We start from the raw sequence: 25,678 nt of genomic DNA on the forward strand, positions 1-25,678 counted from the left end.
ACCGAGTGGTTCCTGTCAGGCCTAGCTGACATCTCCATGTTATCGAATGACACCCACGCGCATTATTAAATCTTGTCCATCTTGCTCTGGTGGCACAGGCGGTCTGCGAGATGATGCGCGTCCATGAAGCGCTGAGAGAATCGCGGGGCGACTTTTGATGTTGGTGGTAACGTCTGTTTCCGACCCGTTGCGGTATCTGGGGCTGCGGACCGCCGAGACAACTTAACCGTACTGTAATGTTCCGTGCAATCGTGCAGTGATATCTTCTAGCTGGATTTACTCTTGCTCACAAACTGGGTTGGCCGTCGGTTCGAAAGGATTGGCGGCTTTTTTTATTGTCCGTGCGCGGCGCGCGGCTGACCATCCATCGATTACGGTCCACTTCTGAATGACTCAATCGACCCATTGCGGACCTTATTTTCTAGTATCTAAGCTAACCTCTTTGTATGACATAAAATGAAATTGGAGGACAACCAATATGACCGCTATCGTCATTTCTCCGACAAATCCGAGATCAAAATGAACATGGAAAGCCAGGCCAAGTACTGAGCGGGTAAACATATAAAGTGGAAGTAAAAACCTGGATACAGTCCACCTCAGCCGCAAATGTGTCCCGCAGATAGGGCATACGGCACTGCCATCGAAAGGTGGCTTGAAGAGTGCGGCTGTACCAATCGATATGGATCGATTCCCACAATGTGGGCACTTATACATGACGGCTCCTGATCTTTGGAGAGACCGAGACATGAGGCAATGTCGATAGTTCGCGCTTGCCGGACCCGGCCGTTCGGCTCAGGATAGCAGGTTGCGGCGATGGAAAAGTCACGCAGTATCACGGCCGTCCGCAACCGGCCGGTATCCGCCTATCGCGACTGGCAAATCGATGACCTTGGTACTGAACGCATGATCTATAGATCGGCAGCGTAACGACGTTCCATCTCTTCCTGCGTTTCGACAGGGCCGGTGATGCCGGTCTGTTCCGATATCATTTGCCCCATGCTCGGCAATGCACTTCTTGCGACCTGCTGTTCGGGCTTCCACAATCCCGAACGCATGAACGCTTTGGCACAATGTAAGTAGGCTTCGTCCACGACGATCCTTATCACGGCCTTGGGCGTTCCGCGGTCATCCGCACACAAGGCCAGGTCCCCGGCATCGATTGACAGCGCAGCCTTTCCGTTGACGCGAAGAGTTTCATTGATACCTGGGATCATGAACAGCAGGCCAGCCCGGCCGGTGCCAATAATATTCGTCAGTGAATCGAGGCGATTGTTACCCGGTGCGTCCGGGATCAGCAGCGTGCACGAATCTCTGACACGGACAAACCCTGGCGATCCGCCCCGAGGCGAGGCGTCGGCTTTACCATCCGCGCTCGTCGTCGCCAGCACCAAGAACGGCGACAGCGAAATGAACTTGACGCAGTGTGAATCCAGTTCGGTCAGCTGCTTGAGAACAGCTCGGCCGGCGGGTTGCGGATATAGCTCACGTAGGGCTGCAAGGGAAGTCAGGTCTGAATTCATGCTCAATACTTCAACTAGAAAGCGACGATGTTGTCACGGGTATGTTGTCAAAGCAATCCAAATATCATTCGATTGGTGATTTGTGCAGTCTTGCATACGGGTTGACGGTCCCATGCCAAACGGCAAGGAAAGATCGATAACTCGACTGTCCAGAACGGTTCATACGCTGCAATAGTCCTTTAGCTGGAGTGTCGACGCCTCCGAAAATCAGCCGAAATTGTTGTCGCCAGATTTTTTCAACACAATAGACCCAAAGCGCACATCACCCTACGAACTAACAGCTGAGTTAAGCCACGCAGCGAAGCGGCGTCGGCTTGAACGAATTGTTAAGCGCTGCGTCGTATGCCGACAAGAGTTCATGTGCGAAGCAAGGGAGCGAGGAAGAACGGCCCTGTGTGGTTAAGCATTGAATTCTTCAAGGGCGTAATCATAGTCCAGGCTCACACGTAGGATGACGTTCGCATAAGCCTTGTTAGGCAAGATGTAATCTCGAAACTCCGTGAGTTCGTTTTCGATGAGGCTCCGAGCGTCCACACGGTTCATGCCGCGCTTGCTCATGTTCGCTCTCGCACGCATCTCCGTGAGCGTCGCATCCTCCGAATGGATAAACGCCCGCAGAACGCATCGATCCCGCACACATTCATGAAGGGCGTGTATGCCTTCGATTACGACAATTGACTGGCGCGAGATAGTCCTCGAGTTGGACGCTTTCGCGCCCGTCCGGTTGTCATAGGGGTAGTAAATATATTCCTGCCCAGCTGCGATTGCCTTAACCGCTGCAGCAAGCTCATCTGCGTCGAGAGATCTCGAGTTATATCCGCTAATGCCGAGCCTGTTTCGGTCCGCCCTGTTTTTTAGGAATGCATCGGTGGAGATCCAGTCCGCTGCAATGTTGCGCCTATGAAGCGCACGGCATACTTCGGCGGCCAAGGTGGACTTTCCCGTATCGGCCCATCCGCATATCGCGGCAAACGCTGGAGAACTATTGCCTCCGCCGGTCGATAAGATTCGCTGCGCTAGATTTTCAGCAATGTTCATCAGCACTCGATTTGGTTCGCATTTCGCTAGTTGGAGCGACTACCCGATTCTGCTTCACGTTTGAGGCCGTAAAGGCCGATGGTTGCCGCGAAGGCGAGGCTGGCTCATTCTTTGATTGTGTTACTGCGGCCGCTGCTGCCTATGAGCCGTTACCGCTGCACTTACCCTGTTGGCGATGTCCGCTTCTGGCCCGATTCCCACCGGTCGGCGACAGGCCGGACCCAACCGATTATTGTCTGGCTTGCGCTTACTTGGAGAGAACTACAATCCCGGCCTGGTACTTCGAGAACAGCACGGTAGCCATCCCCACTAAGGTACGCATGCCAGGAATGCGCAACAGTTTGCCTATGACGTTGTTGGCCTGCTTGCGGTACAAAGTAATATAGAGGTAGTAGGCGTGTGGATGCACGCTGAATTTCCGGAATCCGGCTTTCTTGCCAGCACGGATTATCTTAGCTGGATGCATATCGCGCTCGGTCGTGTCGAATTCTGCCATGACTGCGGCTGAACGGCGAGCGTGACCCCAGCCAGGTTCAGATGTGATGCAGATGCCACCTGGCTTAAGCGCGCGCCAAGCGCTCTGTAAGGCGCTTGCTTCATCTACCGCATGATGCAGGCAGTCGAAGAATACAACTACGTCGAACTCTTCAAGAAAAGTCAGTGATTCGTAGTCGCCAACTACAAAGTCGAGGTTGGCGAGTGCTTCCTTTGCCTTGAGTTCTCGCCCTGCCTCAATAGCTTCAGGCACCAAGTCGGTACCGACCACGTCGTAGCCACGTTTGGCAAACAGGACACTCGTCCAGCCCGTGCCGCAGCCCATATCGAGCAAGCGTCCTCCCTCCGGCATGAGGCCGAGCATAGCGCCCAGTTCCATCAAGTACAGGCCGCAATGGGCGTCGGACCAAGGCTTGTGGGTTGCATGCAGCATCCCTGCCTCACCGATATTCTTGAAATACTCGTACTCGCCTTGTGTCGCCATGTGCTTGTCTAGGATCGCTGGAAAATCCCATTGTAGCTGATCACTTGGCAACATTTTGCGGGCATGATATCAAGGCTCGAAGGCTGCTCCTGGCCGGTTGCGGACCGGACAAACAGCTTTCCGTGCAATCCCACAGGCCTATGCAACCGAACTTCCCCGCTCCCGCGTATAAACGCCGACCGCTTTGCCGTATATCTCGGTTTCTGCTTCATAAGTCAGGCCGAGGCGCCTGGCAACGCGCAGCGATGATTCATTGGCTGAAGTGATGAGAGCCCGGACTTTTGGTTCGCGCCGGATGTCGAACGCATGGTTCAAGACTGCCGCCGCCGCTTCGTTCGCGAATCCCTGGCCCCAAAAGGCACGATAGGTATTCCAGCCAAGCTCCATCACGGTGGATTCCTCGCGAAAGAACGCGCCAACAGTCCCGACGAGTCGACCGGTCTCCTTTTCCTCGACAGCCCACCATCCGGCGCCATGGATGAGCCACAGTCCTGCTTGTGAACAGAAGATTCGCCATGCGGCATGGGGGTCGGCCGAGGCCAGGTGGGCCGAGCTTACAGGGTCGGCTAAATGCGCTGCGAATGCGCCAAAGTCTTCCCGTCGATATTCGCGAAGAATGAGCCGTTCCGTGTGAAGGTATGGAACAGAAGTGATGAACTCGCTATTCATGAGCCAGATTCCATGTATTGGTGCCAGTTAAGCCGTCCATTGTCGGCTACAAGGTGCGATTCGCACCGGTTCGCGCCACCGCCTGCGCATGAGGACTAATCCCGGAACTCATCGCGCCGCCGAGCGTAAGCCGCTGTCGGCCTGCTTCCAGTTGCGTTCCAGTTCGCGCTCGGTGGCTTGTGCTTCGGCCTGCTTGCCCTGCGCCGCCAGCGCCTGGCGCAAGCCTTGCAAGGCCCAGCCGTTGCCAGGATGTTCTGCCAGGTGGGCGCGGAAGCTCTGTTCGGCCGCCGCGTAGCGCCGCGCCTGCAATTGCATGTCGCCCAGGCGCAAACGCGGACCGCTGGCCAGCGTCGGCGGCTCGGTGGCATCGGCGTCAGACGAGGCCGTCACAGCCGATTGCTGCTGAGCCATGGCCTCGTCGGCATGCTGGCCGGACCAGGCAATTTCTGCGCGCAATTGCGCTTGCGCAGTGCGTGCCAGGCTGCGGATCAGCTTGTCCACATAAGCCTGGCCGGGATGTTCCTTGACAAGCTTGTCGGCCGCCGGGTCCAGCCGCGCCTGCGCCGCCTGCGCCGCGCTGCGCTGGCCCGCGTGCGCCAGGGCGATTCCACTCGCCATTTGCCCCATCACGGTCGCGACGCCCTTGTCGCCGGAGGGCAGCGGCTCCTGGCGCAATGCGTCCCAGCGCTGCAGGCGGAGCAGGGTCAGCATCGGCAGGCTGCGCAGGTATTCGTGATACGTGTTGTCGCCCTTGGCGCGCAGGGCGAGTGCGCGCGCGGTGGACAGCGCCAGGTCGCCGCGTCCCTCCATCAGCGCTGCATACCATTGGAAGTGCAGATTGTGGCCGCGCCAGTCCTTGCTGACCGAAAAATTCTGGCGCTTCAATTCCAGTTCCATGGCCGCATCGGCGGCGACGGCCGCCTGGTTGACGCGGGTGGCGTCGGCATAGCGGCCCAGGTGGGCGTAAGTGTGGGCCGGCATGTGCAGCAAGTGCGGCGACTTGGGAGCCAGCGCGCCAAGCCGGTCGGCCGCCGCCTCGGCGCGCCGGGCCACCGGCACCGCATCGACCGCGTGGATCATGTAGTGGTTCAGGCCGACGTGCCGGGGATGCAGCACCAGGCCTTGTTCGAGCATGCCGGCCAGCTCGCCAACGCGGCCGGCCGGCTGGCCGGTGCGCCGGTCCCACCAGTCGTCGCGCGTGGCCACCAGCTCGGCTTCGGCGTAGATGGACAGGATATCCGGGTCGCCGGGAAAGCGCGCAACCAGCTGGCGCATGCGCTCGGCATAGACGATGTCGAGTGGATCGGCGCGTTTCGACCCGGCCGCCCCGCAGATGTCCGCCTGGATCGCGGCTTCGGCGCGGGCGCCGCGGTCCGTGCCCGAGTTCATCCCATACCGCACGGCGAGCGCATCGATCAGCGCCCGGTCGTGTTCCGAGCTGCCGGCGCTGTGCTTGACGGCGTAGTCCACATAACGCAGCGCCTCGCGCAGATCGTGGCGGTCGGTATCGTTGATGTTCGGTCCCATCTGATAAGCCACGCCCCAGGCGCACAGCGCGCAATCGGGGTCTTGCGCCAGCGCGGCCTTGAAGGAGCGGATGGCTTCGGCCTCGTTGAAGGCGTAGACCTGGGCCATGCCCTGCGTGAACAGGCGGCGCGCGGCTTCGTTGGCCTTGGAGGGCTGCATGCCGTCCACGCCGAAACCGTCGATGACCGGCGCAGTGGCCATGCTGTCGGGCCGCCACTGCAGCGTCGAACAGGCTGCGATCACGGACAGCGCGAGAGCCACGGTGGAGCAGCGCCGCACGATGGCGCTGGTGCGAGCGGAGCGACGGGCGAGGGGTGAGCGCATAGCGACTGCCTCCGAAATGGCGGGGTTGCCAAAAAGCTATGTTACACCTATCCGCAGCCAGTCAGTTCAGGATTTTTGCGCAAGGCCAGAGAGTCCGGCTCAAAAGCAAGCTCGTTCTGCTTCCGGCCGGGAGCAGGGCGACCGGGCCAGTTCGCTCACGGCGCCGACGCGTGAACTGCGTGGCTGAACCGCGCCGACAGCACGTGCTGGACTTTGCCGATGTCGACCGGCTTGGTAAGGTGGTGGTCGAAACCCGCCTCGAGGCTGCGCGCCTGATCGGCCGCGCTGCCCCAGCCGGTGAGCGCCACCAGCAGGCGGGCCTGTGCGCCCGGCAAGGCCCGCAACACAGCCGCGGTCTCGTAGCCATTCATGCCCGGCATCCCGATGTCGAGGAACACCACCGCAGGGTCATGCCGCTTCACCATCTCTATCGCTGTCTGTCCGTCATACGCGAGGAGTACCTCGTGGCCGCCCATGTCCAAGACCATGGCCATGGTCTCGGCGGCGTCGCGGTTATCGTCGACGATCAGCACCCTGTGCCGCTCGATGGCGCCCGGATCCGAAGACGCCGCGACCTCGACCGTCTCCAGCGTGTCCGCACGCGGCAACCAAATGCGGAACAGGCTGCCGGCGCCCGCGCCGGCGCTCTCGGCGACGATGCGGCCGCCGTGCATCTCGACCAAGCTCTTGACGACGCTCAGGCCGATGCCCAGTCCGCCCTGCGCATGGGCCTGGTGCACCTGCGCGAACCGGTCGAACACGTGTTCCAGCATGTCCGGCGGGATGCCGATACCCGTGTCGGACACCTCGATGAGCAGCATGTCCGGCTGAGTGGCCTCGCTACCGCGTAGCGTCACGCGGCCTCCGCGTGGCGTGTACTTCGCCGCGTTGTTAAGCAGGTTGCCCATCACCTGCACCAGCCGGGTCGGGTCACCCGAGACCCGCAGCGCCGGATTGACACCGTCCCAAACCACCTCATGGTCCTGGGCCTGGAGCAGCGGTTGCACGCTCTCCAGCGCTTGTTCGAGCACGGAATGCAGCGAAAGCGGTTCCTGCCGCAGCAGGACCTTGCCCTGCCGGATGCGGGCGACGTCGAGCAGGTCGTCGATCAAGTGCACCATGTGATCGAGTTGGCGTTGCATGATGCCCAGCACCTGCTCCGTATGGCTCGACGGGCCGCCTTTGGTGTTTTGCAGCAGGTGCAGCCCGGTGCGCAAGGGTGCGAGGGGGTTGCGCAACTCGTGCGCGAGCGTGGCCAGGAAGTCGTCCTTCTGGCGATCGGCAAGCTTGAGCGCCTCGCGCGCGCGTACGTACTCGGTAATGTCGACACAAGCACCGGTCATCGTCTTCGCGCGGCCCGTCGCGTCGAGAAAAGTCCGGCCACGATCGTACAGCCAGTGCATCGAACCGTCCGGGTACACGACCCGGAACTCCATCTCGAAATCGTCACCGCGATCGCGGCAGCGCTCGCAGCGGCGGATCACCTCGGCGCGGTCGTCCGGATGAACCAGCGCGATGAACTGGTCGAGGCTACGCACGGCCTCCCCGGGGCGCAGGCCGAACAGGCGGTCGAGCGCGTCGTCCCAGGTGAGCCGGTTGTCCTGAATGTTCCAATGGAAGGTGCCGGTGTGGCTGGCTTCCAGGGCGATCTCCAGCGCCAGCTCGGTGGTCTTGCGGCTGGTGATGTCCATGGCCGTGCCGTTCGCGCGCGCACAGCGGCCGGTGTCGTCGAAGAGTCCGCGTCCCTTGGCCGCGATCCAGCGCACCTGGCCGTCGTCACGGCCCACCGCACGATACTCGACGTTGTAAAGCGCGCGCTGCTGCGGATCGCATGCCGCTGCGAATGCGCGGGCCACTTCCGCCCGGTCGTCCGGATGCAGTCCCGCGTAGAAGTCGTCGAGCGAAAGCGGCTCATCGGTCGTGATGCCGAACATGCTGCGCAGCCGCGGTTGCCAGATCATGCTGCCCTCGGGCACGTTCACATCCCAGAACGCGATCTCGGAAGCGTCCGTGGCCAGACGCAGGCGTTCTTCGCTCTCGGCCAGGGCCTGTTGCGCCGCGCTCGCGGCGCGTGCGTTGTCCGCGAGTTTCACCGTCGAGGTGGTTTCGATCGCTACGCAGAAGATGCCCGCGACCTGCCCGTCGTCGTCCAGCAAGGGCGTGTAGGTGAAGCTGAAATAGTGCGGACCTTGCGTCTCGCGGGCGGCCAGCTGGAACGGCTTGTTCTCGAATGACAGCGACTCGCCGCGCATGACAATCTCGTTCAACGGCCGTAGTTCGTCCCAGATCTCGCTCCAGACGTCGGCCATCGGATGGCCGAGCGCATCGGGATGTTTGTCGCCGAGGATCGGGATATAGCCGTCGTTATAGAGAGAGATGTAGCTCGGACCCCAGCTGATGAACATGGGCTGCTGCGCGCGCAGGATCAGGCTCACGGCCGTCTTCAAGGACAGAGGCCATGATTCCAGTGTGCCGAGCGGCGTCGTCGACCAGTCGTGGCAACGGATCAGTGCGCCCATAGCGCCACCACCGCGCAAATGCGCTTGGTCAGGAGGGTCGATCATCGGCATGGCTCAATATGGCGGCGGCGTAGGAGCGATTCGCGCGGCTTGCTTGGGTTAGTGTGGAAACTCGGCTGGCATACCGGGCGCCTTGCCCAGGCGTTGCGTATGTAACCCTATTTTTCAGTTTACTGACAAAGGTTGATTATGTCTATTAACCAATGTGCTTGAAATACTTCGAATTCAGACGCGCGTTCCAAAAGATAAACCTTGCCAAAACCTGAAGAGACTAGTACTGTATAAACATACAGTATTTCTTCGCATCACCCTATGATCAACTGCTCAGATTCCACCTCAGCAGCGCCGGAATCCTTGCATCCGTCGCTCTGGCGCGCCTCGCAGCTGGCGCGTTCATCGACCCGCTGCGTGGACACCGGCCACGCGGCCCTGTCGGCGCAGCTGCCGGGCGGCGGCTGGCCGGCCGGCGCCCTGGTCGACCTGCTGCTGCAGCAACCCGGCATCGGCGAGATGCGCCTGCTGCGTCCGGCCCTGGCGGAGGTGGCGGCGCGCCGCATCGTGCTGCTGCAGCCGCCCCATCCGCCGCAGGCGCTGGCCCTGGCCGCGCTGGGCGTGCCGCCTTCGCAGCTGATCTGGTTGCGCACCAGCCGCATGGCCGATGCGCTGTGGGCGGCCGAACAGGTGCTGCGCAGCGGCAGTTGCGGTGCGCTGCTGTTCTGGCCGGGCTTCGATCGGCAGAGCCAGGTGCGCGGCGACAGCCTGCGCCGCCTGCACCTGGCGGCGCAGGGCGGCGAGACCCTGTTCTTCATGATGCGCCCGCTGGCTTCCCGGCAGGATGCCTCGCCCGCGCCGCTGCGCCTGGCGCTGCGGCCCCAGGCCGGCGGCCTCGAGATCGACTTCGTCAAGCGCCGGGGGCCGCAGCGCGATGCGCCGCTGTTCCTGCCGCTTTCCTCCCACCTGGTACAAACTCAACCGCAACGTCATGCGCCTGTGGATCGGCCTGTCACTGCCCCGGCTACCGCTCGAGGTCTTCAGTCCCAGCTGGTGCACTGACGCCGGCAGCGTCGTGCTCGAGCAGGAGCGCGTACTGGCGATGTCCGGCATGGCGCGCGCCGCCGGCGTACAGCCCGGCATGCGCCGCGGCGGCGTGCTGATGCTGATGCCCGAGGCCAGGGTCCACGAACGTTCGCCGCCGCGCGAAGCCGAGGCCCTGTATGCGGTGGCGCTGGCGATGCTGCAGTACACCCCGCAGGTGGCCGAGGCCGAGGAGGGGACCTTGCTGATGGACGTCGGCGCCAGCCTGCGCCTGTTCGGCGGCGTGCGCGCACTGTGCCGGCGCGTGCGCGCGGACGTGCGTGCGCTGGGCTTCACGGCCTCGCTCGCCTGCGCCCCGACCGCGCGCGGCGCCTGGCTGCTGGCGCGGGCCGGCGGGCATGCCGGCGGCGCGCACGGGAGCAGCCGCCGCACGCTCAAGATGCCGACCCTGGTGCGCCGCCTCGACCTGCTGGATCTGCTGCTGGCGCCGCCGGCGCGGCCTTTCGCGGCCTGGTTCGAAGGCATCGGCTGCGCCAGCCTGGGCGAGTTGCGGCGCCTGCCGCGTCCCGGCCTGCAGCGGCGCTGCGGACGCCCGCTGCTCGACCTGCTGGACGCCGCCTACGGCCTGAGTCCGGAACTGCACGAGTGGATCGCCGCCCCCGAAACCTTTGCCGCACGCATCGAACTGTTCGACCGCATCGACGATGCCGAACTGCTGCTGGCGGGCGCCCGCCGCCTGCTGTTGCAGCTGACCGGCTGGCTGTGCGCGCGCCAGCTGGCGGTCGAGCGCATCGTGCTCAGGCTCGAACACGAGCGGGGCAGGGAAGCGCGGCCGCCGACCTGCGTCGAGGTGGCGCTGGCCGAACCGGCCTGGCGCGACGAGCACTTGGTGCGCCTGCTGAAGGAACGCCTGGCCAAGCTGGTGCTGGAGGCGCCGGTGATCGGCCTCGGCCTGGAAGCGAAGCAGCTGCAGCCGATGGCGCCCTTGAGCGACTCCCTGTTCCCGGAACCGGGCGGCAGCGAGGAAGACCGCATGCGCATGCTGGAACTGCTGGTGGCGCGCCTTGGCGCGGACAATGTGCTGCAGGCGCTGCCGATGGCCGATTACCGTCCGGAGCAGGCGAATGTCTGGGTGCCGGTACAGCAGAAGGTCACTGACCGCGCGCGCAATGCGCAGATGCCGCCCGACGTGATGAGCCTGCCGCGTCCGACCTGGCTGCTGGCCAAGCCGATCGCGCTGCTGATGCGCGAACACCGGCCCTTCTACGGCTCGCCGCTGCGCATGGCCTCGAACCCGGAGCGGATCGAGGCCGGCTGGTGGAATGGACCCGAAACGCGCGACTACTTCATCGCCGAGGGGCAGGACCACGCGCTGTACTGGATCTACCGGGAGCGCATCGGGGTGGACGAGTCGGAGCCGCGCTGGTTCCTGCACGGCTTGTTCGGATGAGTCCGCGGCGCCGGACCAAAAATGCTAGGTGAAGCAAGACCATGGGTGTATTGTTATCTTTCCGCCGGCTTCCTGCGCGACGACTTCCCGTGAGGACATCATGGACTCATCATCTGTTCTGCCACCTGCCGCGGCCGCCTTCGGCATCTGCTTCGACGGACGGACGTATCACTACCGGGAGTACAGCTACGACCGGCTCGAGGACGCGTTCGACTATGCAAGACTGGACCGGGCCAGGCCCGGTTTCCGCGAAGACGAGACGCCGCGCCGCTGGAAGCAATGGGACGGGCCGACGCCGGAAGACAGGGTGCACATGGCGGCGCACGGCATCGTGTACGAGCGCGGCCACTACCTGTACGGTCCCTACCGTTACGACCTGCTGTCTGCCGCCCTCGAGTATGCAAGGCACGAACCGGGACTCGTACGGCCGGAAGGCAGGCAGGAAAGCTAGGAGCGCAGCTTCCCGGCCGTCGCCGTAAGGCGCGCCGGGGCCTGCTTTTTCCGGCAACCAATACACAAAAATACTCTTGCAGGTTTTCGGCACACGCGTCGAAAAGAGCGCATAGTGTGTCTTCTGCACGCGATCTTCAAGGATCGCGATCCTTCCAGGCAGTCTGTGCTGCCCTGTCCATGAATCCCCCAGGCGCATCGGCCCATCCCATCCGGGATGTTCCGTACTCCATGTATGTTTTTTCTTAAAGGTACTCCATGTATCCATTCCCGCAATCCGTCAATCCCGCCCTCCGCTTGCACATCGATGCTCAGGTCGCATTCTTCAACGAGCTGTCGCAGGCCATGTCGCGCTCTTTCCAGCAGATCGGCCAACTGAACATGCAGCTGACCCAATCCCTGTTCGAGCAAGCCACCAACGCCGGCCAGCATTTGCTGACGACCGAGCGTCCGACCGAAGCGATGTCGTTGGCTGCAGCGCGCGCCCAGCCGGCCACCGAAACGCTGCGCGTCTACCAGCAGCATCTTTCCCGGATCGCTTCCGCGACCCAGGTCGACCTGACCCAAGTCTCCGAACGGCATGTGCAGGAGACATCGCGCACCGCCCGTGCGCTGGCGGACGACGTGACGCGTGCAGCCGTCGAAGAAACGAACAAGACCATGCGCCAGCAAGAGGAGACCGCGAAAAACTTTCGCGACCCGTTCGAGCACGAAGGCAAGCGCGGTGACAGGGACGGCGCCCAGTTCCAGGGCAATATGCAAAGCGGCGGAGGCGAGGCCGAAGTCCGCGTGGAGGCCGATGGGGCGGCTGGCAAAGTCAGTGCCCAGGGCAATATGCAGGGCAACCAGGCCCGGGAACCCGGGAACCGGAATCCCGGCAAGCCGCGCTGATCGCTGCTCCCTTTCGGCCTAGCGCAGCAGGTCCGGCAGCAGCCCGGCAAAGCGCTCGCCGATCAGCCGGTGGCTGGCCGCATCCGGATGCAGTTCGTCCGGCAGCGGCAGCCGCAGGTTGTCGTTCGCGCCGTACAGCTCGAGGCCATCGACGTAATGCAGATGCGGATCGCCGGCGCGCCGCTGCCCGACGATCGCGCGCAGCTGTTCGCGGATGACGCCGAGGGTCAGCTTGCCCTGCGGGACCTCGTCGGCGCTGCCGCCCGCCCTGAACAGCAGGCGGCCTTCGGCCAGCGCATCCATGTCGTACACCGACGGCCCGGGCAGGGTTTCGTGGATGGGGCAGAAGATCGGCGAAATGACCAGCAGCGGCGTGTCGGGATGACCTTCGCGGATCGTGTCGAGGAAGCCGTGCATGGCCGGGCCGAAGGCGCGCAGGCGCATCAGGTCCTTGTTGACCAGGTTGATGCCGATCTTGAGGCTGATGACATCGGCCGGCAGCTCGCGGATGGCGCGGGCGGCGAAGGGATCCAGCAAGGCATTGCCGCTGTAGCCGAGATTCAGCAGGTCGAAGCCGGTGCGCACGGCGGCCACCGCCGGCCAGGTGCCGGAAGGATGGGTGGTGTTCGAACCCTGGCTGATCGAGCTGCCGTGATGCACCCAGCGGCGCCTTCCCGCCGTCGGCACCGGCGACAGCGGCGCATCGGAACGCAGGGACACCAGCTCCGTCATCTCGTCGTGCGGCAGCCAGATCTCGATCGTCTTCTGTTCGGGAGGCAGGCCGCTGAACAGCAGGGTCTGCGCTTCGCCGCCGGTGACGGTCGTCGCGCCGGTGCTCATGTCGATGTGCAGGATGCGGCCGCCCTGCACGCTGCCCTGGCGCGCCAGCTGGCCGCCGATGAACAGGTCGTAGATGCCGTCCGGGCGCGGGCCCAGGCCGCCGTAGACGCGCTTGGTCGCGAGCACGTCCAGCTCCACCGCGGTGGCCGCGGTCTGGAACACCAGGCGCACGCCGGACGGCTGCGATTCCGCCATCGCCAGTTGCGCGTCCGGGCATTGCGCGCGCGCCCAGGCGGGCAGGCGGTGCGGCAGGATGCCGGCGTCGGTCTGCTCGATGTCGAGCGCGCCGTGGATGAAGTCGCGGGTCAGCGGAGTGCGGATCGGAAGAGTGGTCTCATGCATGAGCTGCATTCTACGCCGCATTCGATGCCGCACTTCGCACGCTTACATGAGCGTGATGCCGAAGCGCCTGACGAACATGGCAAACAGCGCGAAGCAGACGATCGTGAGCACCACGCAGACCGCGAGCGTGGGCCAGAAACCGAGCCTGGCGAGCAGCGCGGGAAACGCCAGGAACATGGGCAGTGTCGGCACCACGTACCAGAAGGTGTACCAGGCGTGGTTGGCGACCTTGGATGCCGGCTGCTTTTCCACATGCAGCCAGATCAGGGTCAGCACCGTCACCATCGGCAGGGCGGCAATCAGGGCGCCCAGCTTGTCGCTGCGCTTTGCGAATTCCGATACCGCGACGACCACGGCGGCCGTGACCAGGTATTTCGTGACGATCCAGATCATGCGGGCATCTTCTCCCCGGCGCGCAAGGTCAGCACCCGCACGCCCTGCCGCGTCACGGCCACGGTATGCTCGAACTGCGCCGACAGCTTGCCGTCGCGCGTGACGACGGTCCAGCCATCGTCCTCGGTGAACACGTCGTCGCGTCCCTGGTTCAGCATCGGCTCGATGGTGAACACCATGCCTTCGCGCAGCACCAGGCCGGTCTGCGGTTTCCCCCAGTGCAGCACCTGGGGCGGTTCGTGCATCTCGCGGCCGATCCCGTGGCCGCAGTATTCCCTCACCACCGAGTAGCCGTTGCGGCGCGCGTGGCGCTCGATCGCATGGCCGACGTCGCCGAGGCGGGCGCCCGGACGCACGGCCCGGATCCCCTTCCACATCGCCTCATAGGTCACCTGCACCAGCCGCTTGGCCGCCGGCGCTACCTCGCCGACCAGGTAGGTCTTGCTGGAATCGGCGATGTAGCCGTCCTTCTCCAGCGTGATATCGAAGTTCACGATATCCCCGCTTTGCAGGATCTCGGTGGGCGAGGGCACGCCGTGGCACACCACGCTGTTGCGCGAAGAGTTCAGCGCGTAGGCATAGCCGTACTGGCCCTTGCTGGCCGGGCGCGCCGCGAGCGTCTCGACGATGAAGCGGTCTACCAGGTCGTTGACTTCCATCGTCGACATGCCGATCAGGTCCAGCTTGTCCAGATGGCCGAACACTTCCGCCAGCAGCTTGCCCGCCGCCGCCATCAGGACGATTTCTTCGGGGCGCTTGGTCATGACACGGCCATTCTGGGCGCCATGGCCTCGACCCCCGCTTCGCGCAGCTCACGCACCACGATCTCGTTGAAGCTCTGGGTCGGGTGCATCTCGCACAGCATGCCGATCTTGATCCAGAAAGCCGCCTGCGCATTGATCGACCGGCACGAGACCGAGCTGGCCTTGCGTATCTGGTCGTGCAGTTCGTCGTCGATGTTTACGATGCCCATTGTATGCTCCGTATATGATCCATATATGAAGTATATACAAATACCCGGACGCGTTGCAAGCATGGCCAATCCCGTGCACAGTGGCGCCATCTCCAGCAAGGACAGGAAGGTATGCTTACCGAACGTATGGATTTTCAGGGGCCGCACGGCAAGATCTCGGCCAAGCTCGACGCGCCCGACGGCACGCCGCGCGCCTATGGGCTGTTCGCCCACTGCTTCACCTGCAGCAAGGACGTACTGGCGGCGACCCGCATCTCGCAGGGATTGGCCGACCTCGGCGTGGCCGTGCTGCGCTTCGACTTCGCCGGCCTGGGCAACAGCCACGGCAAATTCGCCGACACCAATTTTTCGTCCAACGTGGACGACCTGGTGGCCGCGGCGGATTTCCTGCGCCGGAAATTCGCCGCACCCAGGCTGCTGATCGGCCACAGCCTGGGCGGCACCGCGGTGCTGGCGGCCGCCCACCGCATTCCCGAATCGACCGCCGTGGTGACGATCGCCTCGCCCAGCGATCCGCACTACGTGGTCGACAAGCTGCTGTCCGAGCACGTCGACACCATCGAGCAGCTGGGCGAGGCGCGCGTGAAGCTGGCGGGACGCGATTTCGATATCCGCCGCCACTTCGTCGAGGATGCGACCCGGCACCAGCTGCACGAAAAAATCGCCAACCTGGGCCGCGCGCTGATGGTGATGCATGCGCCGCAGGATTCGACCGTCGACGTCGACAATGCCGGCCGCATCTTCGGCATCGCCCAGCATCCGAAGAGCTTCGTCTCGCTCGACGGCATCGACCACCTGGTGACCGGCAGGGAGGACGCGGCCTATGTGGCGGGCATCATCGCGGCCTGGAGCGCGCGCTACATCTGATCACTCATCATCATCATCAAGAAAGCTATGCAAGAGTTTGAAAGGCGGCGCGACCGCTTCGAGTTTTTCGACCGCATGGAAAGCCCGGCGGTCAACATCTGCTTCCGCATGGACCTGCCGGATTTCCGGCCCTGGTGCAAGGAGCAGGGCCTGGCGCCCTTCCACGTGCTGCTGTGCGCCGTGCTGCGCGCCATCCTGAAGGTCGAGAATTTCCGCTACCGCGTGCATGAGGGCGAGGTGATCCGCATCGAGCGCCTGCATCCCTCGTTCACGGTGGTCAACCAGCACTTCGACCTGAATTTCGCCCAGTTCGACTGGTCGGACGATGTGCGCGAATTCGTCGCCAACGGCCTGGCGGCGCGCGAGGAAGCCGGCAATATGCTGGAGCTGAACCGGAAGTACCGCGGCATGTCGCCGCGCGACGCCAAGGACCAGGTCTTCGTGACCTGCATGCCCTGGCTGGACTTCACCTCGATCCAGCATCCGATGGCTGCGCTGGCCACGCCGGATATTCCCTCGCTGGCCTGGGGCAGGTTCCGCGACGGCCAGGACGGCCGCCTGGAGCTGCCGTTCTCGGTGCAGGCCCACCACGGTTTCGTCGACGGCTACCACATCCACCTGCTGGCCCGGCAGGTCGCCGCCGAGCTGCGGGAGATCATGGGCGCCTAGGGCGATTTTGCGACGGTTCGATGACAAGGGCCAAAGGGATGCGAGGCCAGCAGGGCGCAGAACTCCTCGGCCACGTCCTCGGCCTCGGCGACCCGCGCCGCGAACCCGGCGAGGGTATACCGGACCTCGTCCTGTTCCGGGTTGCCCGGCAGGGTGGTGGCATGGACGATCTGCTGCTGCATGTTCTGGAAGCCCCAGCGCCCGCGTGCGAAGCCATCCCTCAGCTTGCGGAGGGCCTGCGCCGCCCTGAACCAGCGCTGCCAGCGGGCCAGCAGCGGCGCGTCGGCGGCGTGGAGCGGCAGCACCAGCGTCTCGAGCTCGTCCAGCTTCTCGCCGAAGCCCAGCTGCCCGATCCTGGCGGTCTCGCGTCCGGCGTCCTGCGCCGGCTGCGCATTCACCAGGGCCTGACCCAGGTCCAGCTCCAGCCTGCCGAACACGAACAGCAGCCGCCCCAGGTGCAGGGCCGCCGCTGCTTCGACTTCGGTTTCCGGCAAAATCGGCATCACGTCCATGTCTACCTCCCTGTCGAAGCTTACTTCAGTGCGGAATAGATTTCCTCCAGACGGTCCTTGGTGCCCGGGATGCGCTCCAGGCGCGGATAACGCAGGCCGCCGTGGTAGTCGAGCGAAATCGTGCGCAGCACGTTGCCCTTCTTGACCAGCAGCTGGATCGGCTCCTTGCCGTCCTTGGCTTCCTTGATCGCCTTCTTCAGCAGCTCCGGCTTGAACACGCGGTTGTTGACGGCGACGATGCTGGTGTTGGCGGCCAGGCCGGCGCGGAAGCCCGGGCCGTCCCAGATCACGTTGCGCACGCTGCCGTCCGAGGTCACGGTGAAGCCCACCGAGTAGCTCAGGTCCGCGCCTTTCAGGCGCTCGTCGTAGCTCTTGATGGTGTCGGTCGGGGTGTCGGTGTAGACCAGCTTCCAGCCGGCGCGCGCCAGGCCGTCCAGCGGGGCGCCCGGACCGTGGCCGTCCACGCGTGCGCGCAGGAAGGTGGCCCAGTCGTAGGGCACGACCTTGTTCAGGGTCGCGACCACGTCGTCGAAGGTGTAGAAGGCCGGCAGGAAGCTGCCGTCGTCGATGCCGTAGAAGAGGCGGGCGAAGTCGTCCAGCGATTTCCTGTCGCCCGATTTTTCGCGGATCAGGGTATCGACGTCCAGCCAGATCAGCTGGCCTTCCGAATAGTAGTCCTCGCTGCGCTGCCAGTTGGCCCAGCCGAGCGGGCGGCGCGCGTTCATGATCGGGTCGTTGACCGTATCCTGCATGGCGCGCCAGGCGCGGCCGGCGACGTGGTCGTAGCGCGCGGCGGTGGCGGCCAGCGCATCGCGCGCGCCGGCCATCGACACCAGGGTCGAGCGGGCGCCCAGCACATTGCCCCAGTACTGGGTCTGGCCTTCGTAGACCCACAGCAGCTCGTTCTGCAGCGGGGTGTTGAAGTTGGGGACGTTTTGGCCGGCCGGGCGGCGGAACTTGCCGTCCCACGAGTGGGTGTACTCGTGCGGCAGCAGGTCGCGGCCGGTTTCGCCCTTGGCCCATTCCGTGAAGTAGCCCGGCTTGACGCCGTTCTCGCTCGACTGGTGGTGTTCGCGGCCGATGCCGCCGAATTCGTCCGACAGCGCGAACAGGAAATCGTAGTGCTTGTAGTGGTGCGAGCGGAACAGCTTATAGGCCTGCTGCACCAGCTTGCGGTGGGCCTCGATCTGTTCCGGCTTGGCTTCCAGGCTTTCCGGATTGTCGGCGAAGACGTTCAGGCGCACCGGCACCTTGGCACCCGGATCGAGGTCGAACTGCTTGTAGTAGCGGCCGGCGAACAGCGGCGAGTCGATCAGGGTCTCGAGGTCGTGCGGCTCGAAGTGGACTTCGTCGCCCTGGCGGTTCGCGGTCTCCAGCGCGGTGGCGTACTGCCAGCCGGCGGGCAGCTTCAGGTTCGGCTGCACGGTGATGCGGCGCGCCACGTAGCCGGCCGGGTAGAGGGTCATCGACACCCATTGCACGCCGAGGATCTCGTCGGTCATGGTGATGCGGCCCTGCGAGGTGTCGAGCGGCGACAGGTACTGGTACTCGGCTTCCAGCACGCTGGCGCCTTCGGGCACGTTCACGTGGAAGGCGAACACCTGCACCGGATCGCGGGTCCATTCGACCGGCTTGCCGTTGGCCGTGAACTTCAGGCCGGCCAGTTGGGTGATCGGACCGTTGGGGCCGTGGTTGGCCGGCAGCCATTGCGGATACAGCAGGGTCAGCGGACCCGGCTTGACCGGGATGCTCATGCGCATGCGGAAGATCTGCTGCGACAGATTGGTCGCATCGACGTTCAGGACGATGGTGCCGGGATAGGGCTGGTCGACCGGCGCGGGGACGTCGGCGCGGGCCGGGCCGACGAGTGTGAGCGCCAGGGCGGCAGTAGAGAGAAGCGCGGTGGCGGAACGGCTGGCCAGCGTCTTGAAACGGCGATGCGGAGGGTGTGCGGTCATGGCTGAGAAAACGGTCGTGGGTGAATCAAAAATGCAACAAATGGCCGAGTGTAGCATCGCTCGCCAAGGGCAGATGCTCAGACGCATCGATGCAAATAAAATTCGAAAAACGATATTAAAAACGATATTTCGTATGCCTTGAAAACGCATGCAGGGGGCATTAGATTGGTCCCAACGGATGCTCACGATGAGGTCCGGAAACTTATCGCTTACTTGAAAAGGATACTTGCCATGCGTACTTTTGACCTGACTCCCCTGTACCGTTCCGCCATCGGTTTCGACCGCCTGGTCAACATGCTCGAGCAGCGCGCCGAAGCCGCGCCGAGCTACCCGCCGTACAACGTCGAACTGGTCAGCGAAGACAAATACCGCATCGTGATGGCGCTCGCCGGCTTCAGCCGCGACGAGATCGAGATCGTCTCCGAACGCGACACCCTGCACGTGACCGGCCGCAAGCAGAAGGACGACGTCCAGCGCCACTACCTGCACCGCGGCATCGCCCAGCGCGATTTCGAGCAGCGCTTCCAGCTGGCCAACCACGTGAAGGTCGTCAGCGCCGCCTTCGACAACGGCATCCTCACCATCGAACTGGTGCGTGAAGTGCCTGAAGCCCTGAAGCCGCGCAAGATCGCGATCGCCGATGCGAACGGCAACACCGATAACGTGCAAGTGCTGGAGCAGCCGCAACAGCAAGCCGCATAATCGGAACCTAGGGTGGGGTAATTCAGGCCAGTGGCCTGAATTACCCCACCCTGCATGAAATCGAGGCGCCAGGAGCGCCTCTTTTTACGTCCATCGCCGGCGTCATGCATTCGTGGGCTCGGAGAGCCCACCCTACGATGGCGCCGGCTTGCACGTAGGGTGGGCACCCCGTGCCCACGAGATTTAAGCCAGCCCTAAGCTCAAGCTTAAGAGTGATTTAAGGGTATTGCGAGAAACTATTCGCATCAAAACAGCAGTCTCCACAAACCCCTTTTCCAATCTAGGAGTACGTAATGGCTAACGAAGGTGCAGTCACCGCCATCACCGCAAAACGTCTCACCCTGGCCCTGTGCGCGGCCGGTGTCATTGGCGGAGCGGTGGGCGCGGTCGCAGTCAACCATAACAATGCCACCGCCGCCGCCGCCGAAGCCGCGGCCCTGGCGCAGAACCAGGCAACTGCCGCCGCCCCGGTCGCGGCCGCACCGGCGCCTGTCGCAGGCAATTCGTCGGCAATGGGCCTGCCCGACTTTACCAAGATCGTCGCCCACAACGGCCCGGCCGTCGTGAACGTGCGCGTCGTCGGCACCACCAAGGTGGCCCAGCGCCAGATGCCGCAGTTCGACCCGGACGATCCTTTCTTCGAATTCTTCCGCCGCTTCCAGCCGCAGCAGCCTCGCGGCGGCAACGGAGGCGGACGCGAACTCGTTTACGGCGCCGGATCGGGCTTCATCGTGAGCCCGGACGGCGTCATCCTGACCAATGCGCACGTGGTGCGCGATGCCGACGAGGTCACGGTCAAGCTGCAGGACCGCCGCGAATACCGCGCCAAGGTCCTGGGCTCGGACCCGAAGACCGACGTCGCCGTGCTGAAGATCGATGCGAAGAACCTGCCGGTGGTCCCGCTCGGCAATACCCGTAACCTGCAGGTCGGCGAATGGGTACTGGCGATCGGTTCGCCCTATGGCCTGGAAAGCAGCGTGACCGCCGGCGTAGTGAGCGCGAAAGGCCGCAGCATCGATACCAACGGCGTGCAGTTCATCCAGACCGACGTCGCGGTCAACCCGGGTAACTCGGGCGGCCCGCTGTTCAACACGCGCGGCGAGGTGGTCGGCATCAACTCGCAGATCTACAGCCAGACCGGCGGCTACCAGGGCCTGTCGTTTGCGATCCCGATCGACGTCGCGGTGCGCATCAAGGACCAGATCGTCGCCACCGGCAAGGTGCAGCATGCCAAGCTGGGCATCGGCCTGCAGGACGTCGGCCAGGACTTCGCCGACTCCTTCAAGCTGGACTCGCCGGACGGCGCGCTGGTGCGGAACGTCGAGCGCGGCAGCGCGGCCGACAAGGCCGGGCTCAAGTCGGGCGACGTGATCCGCAAGGTCAACGGCCAGCCGATCGTCGGCGGCGGCGACCTCAGCTCCATCGTGGCGGTCGCCAAGCCGGGCGACAAGCTGGCGCTGGATGTCTGGCGCGACGGCCATGCCGTCCAGCTGAACGCGACCCTGGCGAATGCCAACGACAAGCCGGACCCGGCCAACCGCGACAACCTGGCCAGTACCGACAAGGGCGCCAAGCTGGGCCTGGCCCTGCGCGCGCTGGACCCGCTGGAGCGCCGCCAGTCCGGCATCATGGCCGGCCTGCTGGTCGAGGATGCGGGCGGTCCGGCCCAGGTGGCCGGCGTGCAGCCGGGCGACGTGCTGCTGTCGGTGAACGGCAAGCCGGTCAACAGCGTCGAGCAGGTGCGCGACGTGGTCGGCAAGTCCAGCAAGTCGGTTGCCTTGCTGATCCAGCGCGGAGATGACAAAATCTTCATTCCCGTGCGGATTGGCTAAGGATTGCTTAAGGAATTGGTTTGCTCGATTAAGGGGAGTTTAAGCTCCCCTCAGTAAACTGAAAACTCGAAAGATTCTTCTATCCGCATGGTTTTCTGAGAATCGGGGGATTTGATGCGGCTGTTGCTGGTGGAAGACGATACGATGATCGGCGAAGTGGTGCTCGACCTGTTGCGGGCCGAGCACTACGCCGTCGACTGGGTCAAGGACGGCGAGATGGCCGACACGGCCCTGATGCAGAACCAGAACTACGACCTGGTGCTGCTCGACCTGGGACTGCCGCGCAAGGACGGGCTCGAAGTGCTCCGCTCCATGCGTTCCCGCAAGGACCGCACCCCGGTGCTGGTCGCCACCGCGCGCGACTCGGTCGCCCAGCGCATCGCCGGGCTCGACGCCGGCGCCGACGACTACGTCCTCAAACCCTACGACCTCGACGAACTGCTGGCGCGCATCCGTGCGCTGCTGCGGCGTGCCGCCGGGCGCGCCGAACCCGTCTTCGAATACAAGAACATCTCCGTCAATCCCGCCACCCGCGAGACCCTGGTCGACGGCCAGCCGGTCGTGCTGTCGGCGCGCGAGTGGGCCGTGCTGGAAGCCCTGGTCGCCCGTCCGGGCGCGGTGCTGTCGCGGGCCCAGCTGGAAGAAAAATTGTACAGCTGGCGCGATGAAGTCAGCAGCAATGCGGTGGAGGTCTACATCCACGGCCTGCGCAAGAAACTCGGCAGTGACCTGATCCAGAACGTGCGCGGCGTGGGTTACATGGTGCCGAAGGCATGAGTCCCGGTAAAAAAGCCAAGGTCAAGCTCACTCACTCCCTGCGCGGCCGCCTGCTGTGGTACGTGCTGGCGGCCATCACCATCGCCGCCGTGGCCCAGGCCTCGATCGCCTACCGCACCGCGCTGGCCGACGCCGACCAGATCTTCGACTACCACATGCAGCAGATGGCGCTGTCGCTGCGCTCGCGCGTCCCGCTGGCCAACAGCGAGGAACCCGGCAACGTCGACACCCCGCTGAGCGGCAGCGACGACCTGGTGGTGCAGGTGTGGTCGCCGGACGGCGTGCAGGTGTTCCGCAGCGCCTCGCACGCGCGCCTGCCGCAGCGCGCGGTGCTCGGCTTTTCCAACGTGCGCGCCAACGGCACCACCTACCGCATCTTCTCGATCCAGACCAACGCCCAGACCGTGCAGGTGGCCCAGGACCTGGCCGTGCGCAAGAGCATGGCCAGCAACCTGGCGCTGCGCACGCTGGGCCCGATCGCGGTGATGATGCCGATCCTGATGCTGGTCGTGTGGTGGGTCATCAGCGGCTCGCTGGAACCGGTGGCGCGGGTCCGCAAGCAGCTGGCTTCGCGCCAGGCCGACGACCTGTCGCCGGTGTCGGACGCCGGCCTGCCGGACGAGGTGAGGCCGCTGGTGCAGGAACTGAACCTGCTGTTCGGCCGCGTGCGCCAGGCCTTCGACACCCAGCAGACTTTTGTGGCCGACGCCGCCCACGAGCTGCGCACGCCGCTGGCCGCGCTCAAGCTGCAGGTGCAGAGCCTGGAGCGTTCCGACCAGCGCGCCGACAGCGTGGAGGCGCGCAAGCTGGCGATCTCGCGCCTGTCGGCCGGCATCGAGCGCGCCACCCGCCTGGTCGAGCAGCTGCTGGTGCTGGCGCGCCAGGAAGCCAGCGCCGCCCCGCACCAGCCGGTCATGCTGGCCGAGCTGGCGAAGCGCGCGGTGGCCGACCTGATCGGCGTCGCCCAGAACAAGCACATCGACCTCGGCCTGCAGCGCGCCGATCCCGGGGCAGTCGAAGGCCAGCCGGAATCCCTGATGATCCTGCTGCGTAACCTGGTCGACAACGCGATCAAGTACACCCCGGGCGGCGGCACGGTGGACGTGTCGGTGACGGCGGAGCAGGGCGCGGCCGGCAAGCAGCTCTGCGTCCGGGTCGAGGACAGCGGCCCAGGCATCCCGGCGGAAGAACGCGAGCGCGTATTCGACCGCTTCTACCGCGTGCCCGGCAGCGAGGCCGCCGGCAGCGGCCTTGGCCTGGCCATCATCAAGGCGATCGCCGAGCGCCACGGCGCCACCTTGTCGCTGGGCGAGTCGGCCCGCCTGGGCGGGCTCGAGGCCGTGGTACGCTTCCCGGCATGAACGACCTTTCTTCCCTTGACGCCATCGCGGCGGCGCAGGCCGGCTCGCTGCGCCGCGCCGACGGCGCCTACCGCAACGTGGTCCCGCGCCAGGCGATGGGCTTCCGTAAAACCCTGGGCCTGGTCTGGCGCATGCTGACCGCCAAGCCGGCGACCACGGTGCCGGACCGGCCGATCCCGGTGCGCACGCTCGATGCGGCCACGCTCGAACGGGCGCCGGACGGGACCCTGTTCCGCCTCGGCCACTCGACCGTGCTGATCAAGCTGGATGGCGGCTGGTGGCTGACCGACCCGGTGTTCGCGGAACGCGCTTCGCCGTTTTCCTTCGCCGGGCCGAAGCGCTTCCATGCGCCGCCGCTGGCGATCGACGAGCTGCCGCCGCTGCGCGCCGTGATCCTGTCGCACGACCACTACGACCACCTCGACCACGACGCCATCCTGCGCCTGGCGCCGAAGGCGGAACTGTTCCTGGCGCCGCTGGGCGTCGGCGACCGCCTGGTCCGCTGGGGCGTCGACGCGGGCAGGGTGCGCCAGTTCGACTGGTGGCAGGAGACGCAGCTGGGCGGCGTGCGCCTGGCGGCCGTGCCGGCCCAGCATTTCTCGGGACGCGGACTGGGCGACGGCGACCGCAGCCTGTGGGTGTCCTGGGTCATCGACGCCGGCGACCTGCGCCTGTTCTTCAGCGGCGATACCGGCTACCACGCCGGCTTCGGGGAGATCGGCGAACGCTATGGTCCCTTCGACCTCACCATGCTGGAAACCGGCGGCTACGACCCGCAATGGGCCGACGTCCACATGCAGCCCGAACAGACCCTGCAGGCCCACCTCGACCTGCGGGGGAAATGGCTGATGCCGATCCATAACGGCACCTTCGACCTGGCCTTCCACCCCTGGTACGAACCGCTGGAGCGCATCGCGGCGCTGGCCGGGGCTGCCGGCGTGCCGCTGGCGACGCCGGAGATCGGCGCCGCCCTGGCCGCCGCGCGGCCGCAGGCCGGCCCGGCCTGGTGGCGCGAGCGATAGGCATCGGCGCCACACCACGAATGGGGGAAAGCCCGGCGCCGCCGTTCGCAGCGCCTTTCGCGGCCGTAGAATCTGCACTCCCGATCTCAAATGTGAGCGCCATGCAAATCCACCGTTACCGCCGCGAACTCGGCCCCTCCCTCGAGGAACCCGTCTCCGTCTACCCGTATACGATGCGCACCTTCCGGTCCGCCGCCGACGTGCCGGCCCTGCACACGCTGCTGCAGGAGGCCTATGCGGCCAACGGCGGCGCCCTGGCGCCGCGCGAGGAATGGTGGCGCGTGCTGTCGACCGACCCGGAATTCGACGCCCGCCTGGTGCTGCTGGTCGAGACGCCGATCGGCACCCTGGCCGCCGCCTGCATCGCCTGGACCTCCGGCTTCGTAAAGGACCTCGTCGTGCTGCCGGGCCACCGCCGCCTGGGCCTCGGCTCGGCCCTGATGGGCCACGCCTGCCAGGCCTTCCGCAAGCGCGGCGCGCATGCGGTCGACCTGAAAGTCGACGCCGGCAACCACGCCGCGATCGCGCTGTATGAGTCGCTCGGCATGTGGCGGGTGGAGACCGTCGCGGCCTAGGACCTGCCTGCCGGCGGGGCCGCCGCGGCCAGTGCGATGTACTCGCCTTCCATCGGGCGCGCGGCCCTGTCCGCGCCGTCCAGCAGGTCGCCGCTGTCATTCAGCTTTTCCAGCACGGATCGAGCCAGGTGAAGGCTACCCGGCTGCGCGGCGCGGCCGCCGCCATTTGCGCGAAAGCCCGGATGGCTTGCCAGCAGCGCGCCCAGCTCTTCCCGCGCCAGGTCGGCGGCGATGAAGCCGACGCCGCTGCCGGCCGCGGTCCGCTTTGCCGATTGCGTGGCGGCCTGGTCGATCTCGATACAGCACAGGTCCGGCCGGATCGACGTGGGTGCATGGCGCGCTTCCGCAGCGGGAAATGCAGCCATTATCGGCAGGCTTGGGCGCCGGCGTCAGCGCTTTCCCCTGGAGGCTGCGTGACGCCACCTTGGGTATCGCCCGATGCGCCGGGGTGCC

At 64.9% G+C, this 25,678-nt stretch carries 25 protein-coding genes; 12 read left to right on the plus strand and 13 right to left on the minus strand.

Annotation, left to right across the window (positions count from 1 at the left end):
* Positions 1 to 908 precede the first annotated feature (908 nt).
* The 6 genes from AC1DOQ_RS09000 to AC1DOQ_RS09025 form a co-directional block, all read right to left on the minus strand.
* Entirely contained in the window at positions 909 to 1,520 is a 612-nt protein-coding gene (locus AC1DOQ_RS09000; protein ID WP_477362321.1) for a pyridoxamine 5'-phosphate oxidase family protein, read from the minus strand.
* A gap of 399 nt (positions 1,521 to 1,919) precedes the next feature.
* Positions 1,920 to 2,558, minus strand: a complete 639-nt coding sequence (locus AC1DOQ_RS09005) for a uridine kinase family protein (RefSeq protein WP_477362322.1) — start codon at positions 2,556 to 2,558, stop codon at positions 1,920 to 1,922.
* A 247-nt stretch (positions 2,559 to 2,805) separates the two neighbouring features.
* Positions 2,806 to 3,537 carry a class I SAM-dependent methyltransferase gene (locus tag AC1DOQ_RS09010; RefSeq protein WP_477362324.1) on the minus strand — a complete coding sequence of 244 codons (732 nt, stop codon included), beginning with the start codon at positions 3,535 to 3,537 and terminating at the stop codon, positions 2,806 to 2,808.
* Positions 3,538 to 3,675: 138 nt separating this feature from the next.
* Complete coding sequence (locus AC1DOQ_RS09015) at positions 3,676 to 4,206, minus strand: GNAT family N-acetyltransferase (protein ID WP_477362326.1); 531 nt, start codon at positions 4,204 to 4,206, stop codon at positions 3,676 to 3,678.
* Between the two features lie 108 nt (positions 4,207 to 4,314).
* Complete coding sequence (locus AC1DOQ_RS09020) at positions 4,315 to 6,057, minus strand: YfgM family protein (protein WP_477362328.1); 1,743 nt, start codon at positions 6,055 to 6,057, stop codon at positions 4,315 to 4,317.
* 155 nt (positions 6,058 to 6,212) lie between these two features.
* Positions 6,213 to 8,576 carry a hybrid sensor histidine kinase/response regulator gene (locus tag AC1DOQ_RS09025; RefSeq protein WP_477362330.1) on the minus strand — a complete coding sequence of 788 codons (2,364 nt, stop codon included), beginning with the start codon at positions 8,574 to 8,576 and terminating at the stop codon, positions 6,213 to 6,215.
* A gap of 312 nt (positions 8,577 to 8,888) precedes the next feature.
* Here AC1DOQ_RS09025 and imuA point away from each other — a divergent pair, with 312 nt between their 5' ends.
* The 4 genes from imuA to AC1DOQ_RS09045 all read left to right on the plus strand — a co-directional run bounded on the left by imuA (position 8,889) and on the right by AC1DOQ_RS09045 (position 12,402).
* Positions 8,889 to 9,629 carry a translesion DNA synthesis-associated protein ImuA gene (imuA, locus tag AC1DOQ_RS09030; RefSeq protein WP_477362332.1) on the plus strand — a complete coding sequence of 247 codons (741 nt, stop codon included), beginning with the start codon at positions 8,889 to 8,891 and terminating at the stop codon, positions 9,627 to 9,629.
* On the plus strand, positions 9,559 to 11,061 hold the full coding sequence (locus AC1DOQ_RS09035) for a Y-family DNA polymerase (RefSeq protein WP_477362334.1): 1,503 nt from the start codon (positions 9,559 to 9,561) through the stop codon (positions 11,059 to 11,061). Before imuA ends, AC1DOQ_RS09035 begins: the two co-directional genes overlap by 71 nt.
* A gap of 100 nt (positions 11,062 to 11,161) precedes the next feature.
* Positions 11,162 to 11,512, plus strand: coding sequence for a hypothetical protein (locus AC1DOQ_RS09040; protein ID WP_477362336.1), 351 nt, complete (start codon positions 11,162 to 11,164; stop codon positions 11,510 to 11,512).
* A 257-nt stretch (positions 11,513 to 11,769) separates the two neighbouring features.
* A complete protein-coding gene (locus tag AC1DOQ_RS09045) occupies positions 11,770 to 12,402 on the plus strand; it encodes a phasin family protein (RefSeq protein WP_477362338.1) in 633 nt (210 codons plus the stop codon).
* Positions 12,403 to 12,420: 18 nt separating this feature from the next.
* Here AC1DOQ_RS09045 and AC1DOQ_RS09050 read toward each other — a convergent pair whose 3' ends face one another.
* From AC1DOQ_RS09050 to AC1DOQ_RS09065, 4 genes are read right to left on the minus strand one after another with little or no spacing between them, the layout of a single operon-like run.
* Complete coding sequence (locus tag AC1DOQ_RS09050; protein ID WP_477362340.1) at positions 12,421 to 13,584, minus strand: SGNH/GDSL hydrolase family protein; 1,164 nt, start codon at positions 13,582 to 13,584, stop codon at positions 12,421 to 12,423.
* Positions 13,585 to 13,626: 42 nt separating this feature from the next.
* Complete coding sequence (locus AC1DOQ_RS09055) at positions 13,627 to 13,977, minus strand: DUF3147 family protein (protein ID WP_442123453.1); 351 nt, start codon at positions 13,975 to 13,977, stop codon at positions 13,627 to 13,629.
* Positions 13,974 to 14,741 carry a type I methionyl aminopeptidase gene (gene map, locus AC1DOQ_RS09060; protein ID WP_477362341.1) on the minus strand — a complete coding sequence of 256 codons (768 nt, stop codon included), beginning with the start codon at positions 14,739 to 14,741 and terminating at the stop codon, positions 13,974 to 13,976. Before map ends, AC1DOQ_RS09055 begins: the two co-directional genes overlap by 4 nt.
* Positions 14,738 to 14,950: a ParD-like family protein gene (locus AC1DOQ_RS09065; protein ID WP_477362343.1), complete on the minus strand. Its 213-nt coding sequence runs from the start codon at positions 14,948 to 14,950 to the stop codon at positions 14,738 to 14,740. Before AC1DOQ_RS09065 ends, map begins: the two co-directional genes overlap by 4 nt.
* Positions 14,951 to 15,061: 111 nt before the next feature.
* Here AC1DOQ_RS09065 and AC1DOQ_RS09070 point away from each other — a divergent pair, with 111 nt between their 5' ends.
* Both AC1DOQ_RS09070 and AC1DOQ_RS09075 read left to right on the plus strand, forming a co-directional pair.
* Positions 15,062 to 15,817 (plus strand): alpha/beta hydrolase family protein, encoded by a 756-nt coding sequence (locus tag AC1DOQ_RS09070; protein WP_477362345.1) that lies wholly within the window; start codon positions 15,062 to 15,064, stop codon positions 15,815 to 15,817.
* A gap of 27 nt (positions 15,818 to 15,844) precedes the next feature.
* Complete coding sequence (locus AC1DOQ_RS09075) at positions 15,845 to 16,486, plus strand: CatA-like O-acetyltransferase (protein WP_477362347.1); 642 nt, start codon at positions 15,845 to 15,847, stop codon at positions 16,484 to 16,486.
* Here the strand turns inward: AC1DOQ_RS09075 and AC1DOQ_RS09080 are convergent.
* Together AC1DOQ_RS09080 and AC1DOQ_RS09085 are read right to left on the minus strand one after the other, a co-directional pair.
* Positions 16,483 to 16,992 carry a hypothetical protein gene (locus AC1DOQ_RS09080; protein WP_477362349.1) on the minus strand — a complete coding sequence of 170 codons (510 nt, stop codon included), beginning with the start codon at positions 16,990 to 16,992 and terminating at the stop codon, positions 16,483 to 16,485. The two genes, AC1DOQ_RS09075 and AC1DOQ_RS09080, sit on opposite strands and share 4 nt — an antisense overlap.
* Before the next feature lie 26 nt (positions 16,993 to 17,018).
* Positions 17,019 to 18,956, minus strand: coding sequence for a M61 family metallopeptidase (locus AC1DOQ_RS09085; RefSeq protein WP_477362351.1), 1,938 nt, complete (start codon positions 18,954 to 18,956; stop codon positions 17,019 to 17,021).
* Between the two features lie 231 nt (positions 18,957 to 19,187).
* On the opposite strand from AC1DOQ_RS09085, the gene AC1DOQ_RS09090 reads away from it, so the two are divergent.
* The 6 genes from AC1DOQ_RS09090 (at position 19,188) to AC1DOQ_RS09115 (ending at position 25,225) form a co-directional block, all read left to right on the plus strand.
* A complete protein-coding gene (locus AC1DOQ_RS09090) occupies positions 19,188 to 19,658 on the plus strand; it encodes an Hsp20 family protein (RefSeq protein WP_477362353.1) in 471 nt (156 codons plus the stop codon).
* A 293-nt stretch (positions 19,659 to 19,951) separates the two neighbouring features.
* A complete protein-coding gene (locus AC1DOQ_RS09095) occupies positions 19,952 to 21,490 on the plus strand; it encodes a Do family serine endopeptidase (RefSeq protein WP_477362355.1) in 1,539 nt (512 codons plus the stop codon).
* A 114-nt stretch (positions 21,491 to 21,604) separates the two neighbouring features.
* Positions 21,605 to 22,267, plus strand: a complete 663-nt coding sequence (locus tag AC1DOQ_RS09100) for a response regulator (protein WP_477362357.1) — start codon at positions 21,605 to 21,607, stop codon at positions 22,265 to 22,267.
* Positions 22,264 to 23,628 carry an ATP-binding protein gene (locus tag AC1DOQ_RS09105; protein WP_477362359.1) on the plus strand — a complete coding sequence of 455 codons (1,365 nt, stop codon included), beginning with the start codon at positions 22,264 to 22,266 and terminating at the stop codon, positions 23,626 to 23,628. The genes AC1DOQ_RS09100 and AC1DOQ_RS09105 overlap by 4 nt, the downstream gene beginning before the upstream one ends.
* Positions 23,625 to 24,650 carry an MBL fold metallo-hydrolase gene (locus tag AC1DOQ_RS09110; protein WP_477362360.1) on the plus strand — a complete coding sequence of 342 codons (1,026 nt, stop codon included), beginning with the start codon at positions 23,625 to 23,627 and terminating at the stop codon, positions 24,648 to 24,650. The genes AC1DOQ_RS09105 and AC1DOQ_RS09110 overlap by 4 nt, the downstream gene beginning before the upstream one ends.
* Before the next feature lie 101 nt (positions 24,651 to 24,751).
* Positions 24,752 to 25,225 (plus strand): GNAT family N-acetyltransferase, encoded by a 474-nt coding sequence (locus tag AC1DOQ_RS09115; protein WP_477362362.1) that lies wholly within the window; start codon positions 24,752 to 24,754, stop codon positions 25,223 to 25,225.
* Here the strand turns inward: AC1DOQ_RS09115 and AC1DOQ_RS09120 are convergent.
* A complete protein-coding gene (locus AC1DOQ_RS09120) occupies positions 25,222 to 25,590 on the minus strand; it encodes a hypothetical protein (RefSeq protein WP_477362364.1) in 369 nt (122 codons plus the stop codon). The genes AC1DOQ_RS09115 and AC1DOQ_RS09120 overlap by 4 nt on opposite strands.
* Between the last annotated feature and the right edge of the window lie 88 nt (positions 25,591 to 25,678).

Source organism: Massilia sp. 01N417 (assembly GCF_056399645.1).

What these genes read in the sequence shown, in the direction of transcription:
- AC1DOQ_RS09065 (WP_477362343.1), bottom strand. Translation starts at nt 14,950, where the DNA reads ATGGGCATCGTAAACATCGACGACGAACTGCACGACCAGATACGCAAG.
- AC1DOQ_RS09075 (WP_477362347.1), top strand. Translation starts at nt 15,845, where the DNA reads ATGCAAGAGTTTGAAAGGCGGCGCGACCGCTTCGAGTTTTTCGACCGC.
- AC1DOQ_RS09010 (WP_477362324.1), bottom strand. Translation starts at nt 3,537, where the DNA reads ATGGCGACACAAGGCGAGTACGAGTATTTCAAGAATATCGGTGAGGCA.
- AC1DOQ_RS09050 (WP_477362340.1), bottom strand. Translation starts at nt 13,584, where the DNA reads ATGCATGAGACCACTCTTCCGATCCGCACTCCGCTGACCCGCGACTTC.
- AC1DOQ_RS09110 (WP_477362360.1), top strand. Translation starts at nt 23,625, where the DNA reads ATGAACGACCTTTCTTCCCTTGACGCCATCGCGGCGGCGCAGGCCGGC.
- AC1DOQ_RS09100 (WP_477362357.1), top strand. Translation starts at nt 21,605, where the DNA reads ATGCGGCTGTTGCTGGTGGAAGACGATACGATGATCGGCGAAGTGGTG.
- AC1DOQ_RS09020 (WP_477362328.1), bottom strand. Translation starts at nt 6,057, where the DNA reads ATGCGCTCACCCCTCGCCCGTCGCTCCGCTCGCACCAGCGCCATCGTG.
- AC1DOQ_RS09095 (WP_477362355.1), top strand. Translation starts at nt 19,952, where the DNA reads ATGGCTAACGAAGGTGCAGTCACCGCCATCACCGCAAAACGTCTCACC.
- AC1DOQ_RS09115 (WP_477362362.1), top strand. Translation starts at nt 24,752, where the DNA reads ATGCAAATCCACCGTTACCGCCGCGAACTCGGCCCCTCCCTCGAGGAA.
- AC1DOQ_RS09005 (WP_477362322.1), bottom strand. Translation starts at nt 2,558, where the DNA reads ATGAACATTGCTGAAAATCTAGCGCAGCGAATCTTATCGACCGGCGGA.
- AC1DOQ_RS09055 (WP_442123453.1), bottom strand. Translation starts at nt 13,977, where the DNA reads ATGATCTGGATCGTCACGAAATACCTGGTCACGGCCGCCGTGGTCGTC.
- AC1DOQ_RS09120 (WP_477362364.1), bottom strand. Translation starts at nt 25,590, where the DNA reads ATGGCTGCATTTCCCGCTGCGGAAGCGCGCCATGCACCCACGTCGATC.
- AC1DOQ_RS09070 (WP_477362345.1), top strand. Translation starts at nt 15,062, where the DNA reads ATGCTTACCGAACGTATGGATTTTCAGGGGCCGCACGGCAAGATCTCG.
- AC1DOQ_RS09025 (WP_477362330.1), bottom strand. Translation starts at nt 8,576, where the DNA reads ATGGGCGCACTGATCCGTTGCCACGACTGGTCGACGACGCCGCTCGGC.
- AC1DOQ_RS09000 (WP_477362321.1), bottom strand. Translation starts at nt 1,520, where the DNA reads ATGAATTCAGACCTGACTTCCCTTGCAGCCCTACGTGAGCTATATCCG.
- AC1DOQ_RS09040 (WP_477362336.1), top strand. Translation starts at nt 11,162, where the DNA reads ATGGACTCATCATCTGTTCTGCCACCTGCCGCGGCCGCCTTCGGCATC.
- AC1DOQ_RS09015 (WP_477362326.1), bottom strand. Translation starts at nt 4,206, where the DNA reads ATGAATAGCGAGTTCATCACTTCTGTTCCATACCTTCACACGGAACGG.
- AC1DOQ_RS09085 (WP_477362351.1), bottom strand. Translation starts at nt 18,956, where the DNA reads ATGACCGCACACCCTCCGCATCGCCGTTTCAAGACGCTGGCCAGCCGT.
- AC1DOQ_RS09090 (WP_477362353.1), top strand. Translation starts at nt 19,188, where the DNA reads ATGCGTACTTTTGACCTGACTCCCCTGTACCGTTCCGCCATCGGTTTC.
- AC1DOQ_RS09035 (WP_477362334.1), top strand. Translation starts at nt 9,559, where the DNA reads ATGCGCCTGTGGATCGGCCTGTCACTGCCCCGGCTACCGCTCGAGGTC.
- AC1DOQ_RS09105 (WP_477362359.1), top strand. Translation starts at nt 22,264, where the DNA reads ATGAGTCCCGGTAAAAAAGCCAAGGTCAAGCTCACTCACTCCCTGCGC.
- AC1DOQ_RS09045 (WP_477362338.1), top strand. Translation starts at nt 11,770, where the DNA reads ATGTATCCATTCCCGCAATCCGTCAATCCCGCCCTCCGCTTGCACATC.
- map (WP_477362341.1), bottom strand. Translation starts at nt 14,741, where the DNA reads ATGACCAAGCGCCCCGAAGAAATCGTCCTGATGGCGGCGGCGGGCAAG.
- imuA (WP_477362332.1), top strand. Translation starts at nt 8,889, where the DNA reads ATGATCAACTGCTCAGATTCCACCTCAGCAGCGCCGGAATCCTTGCAT.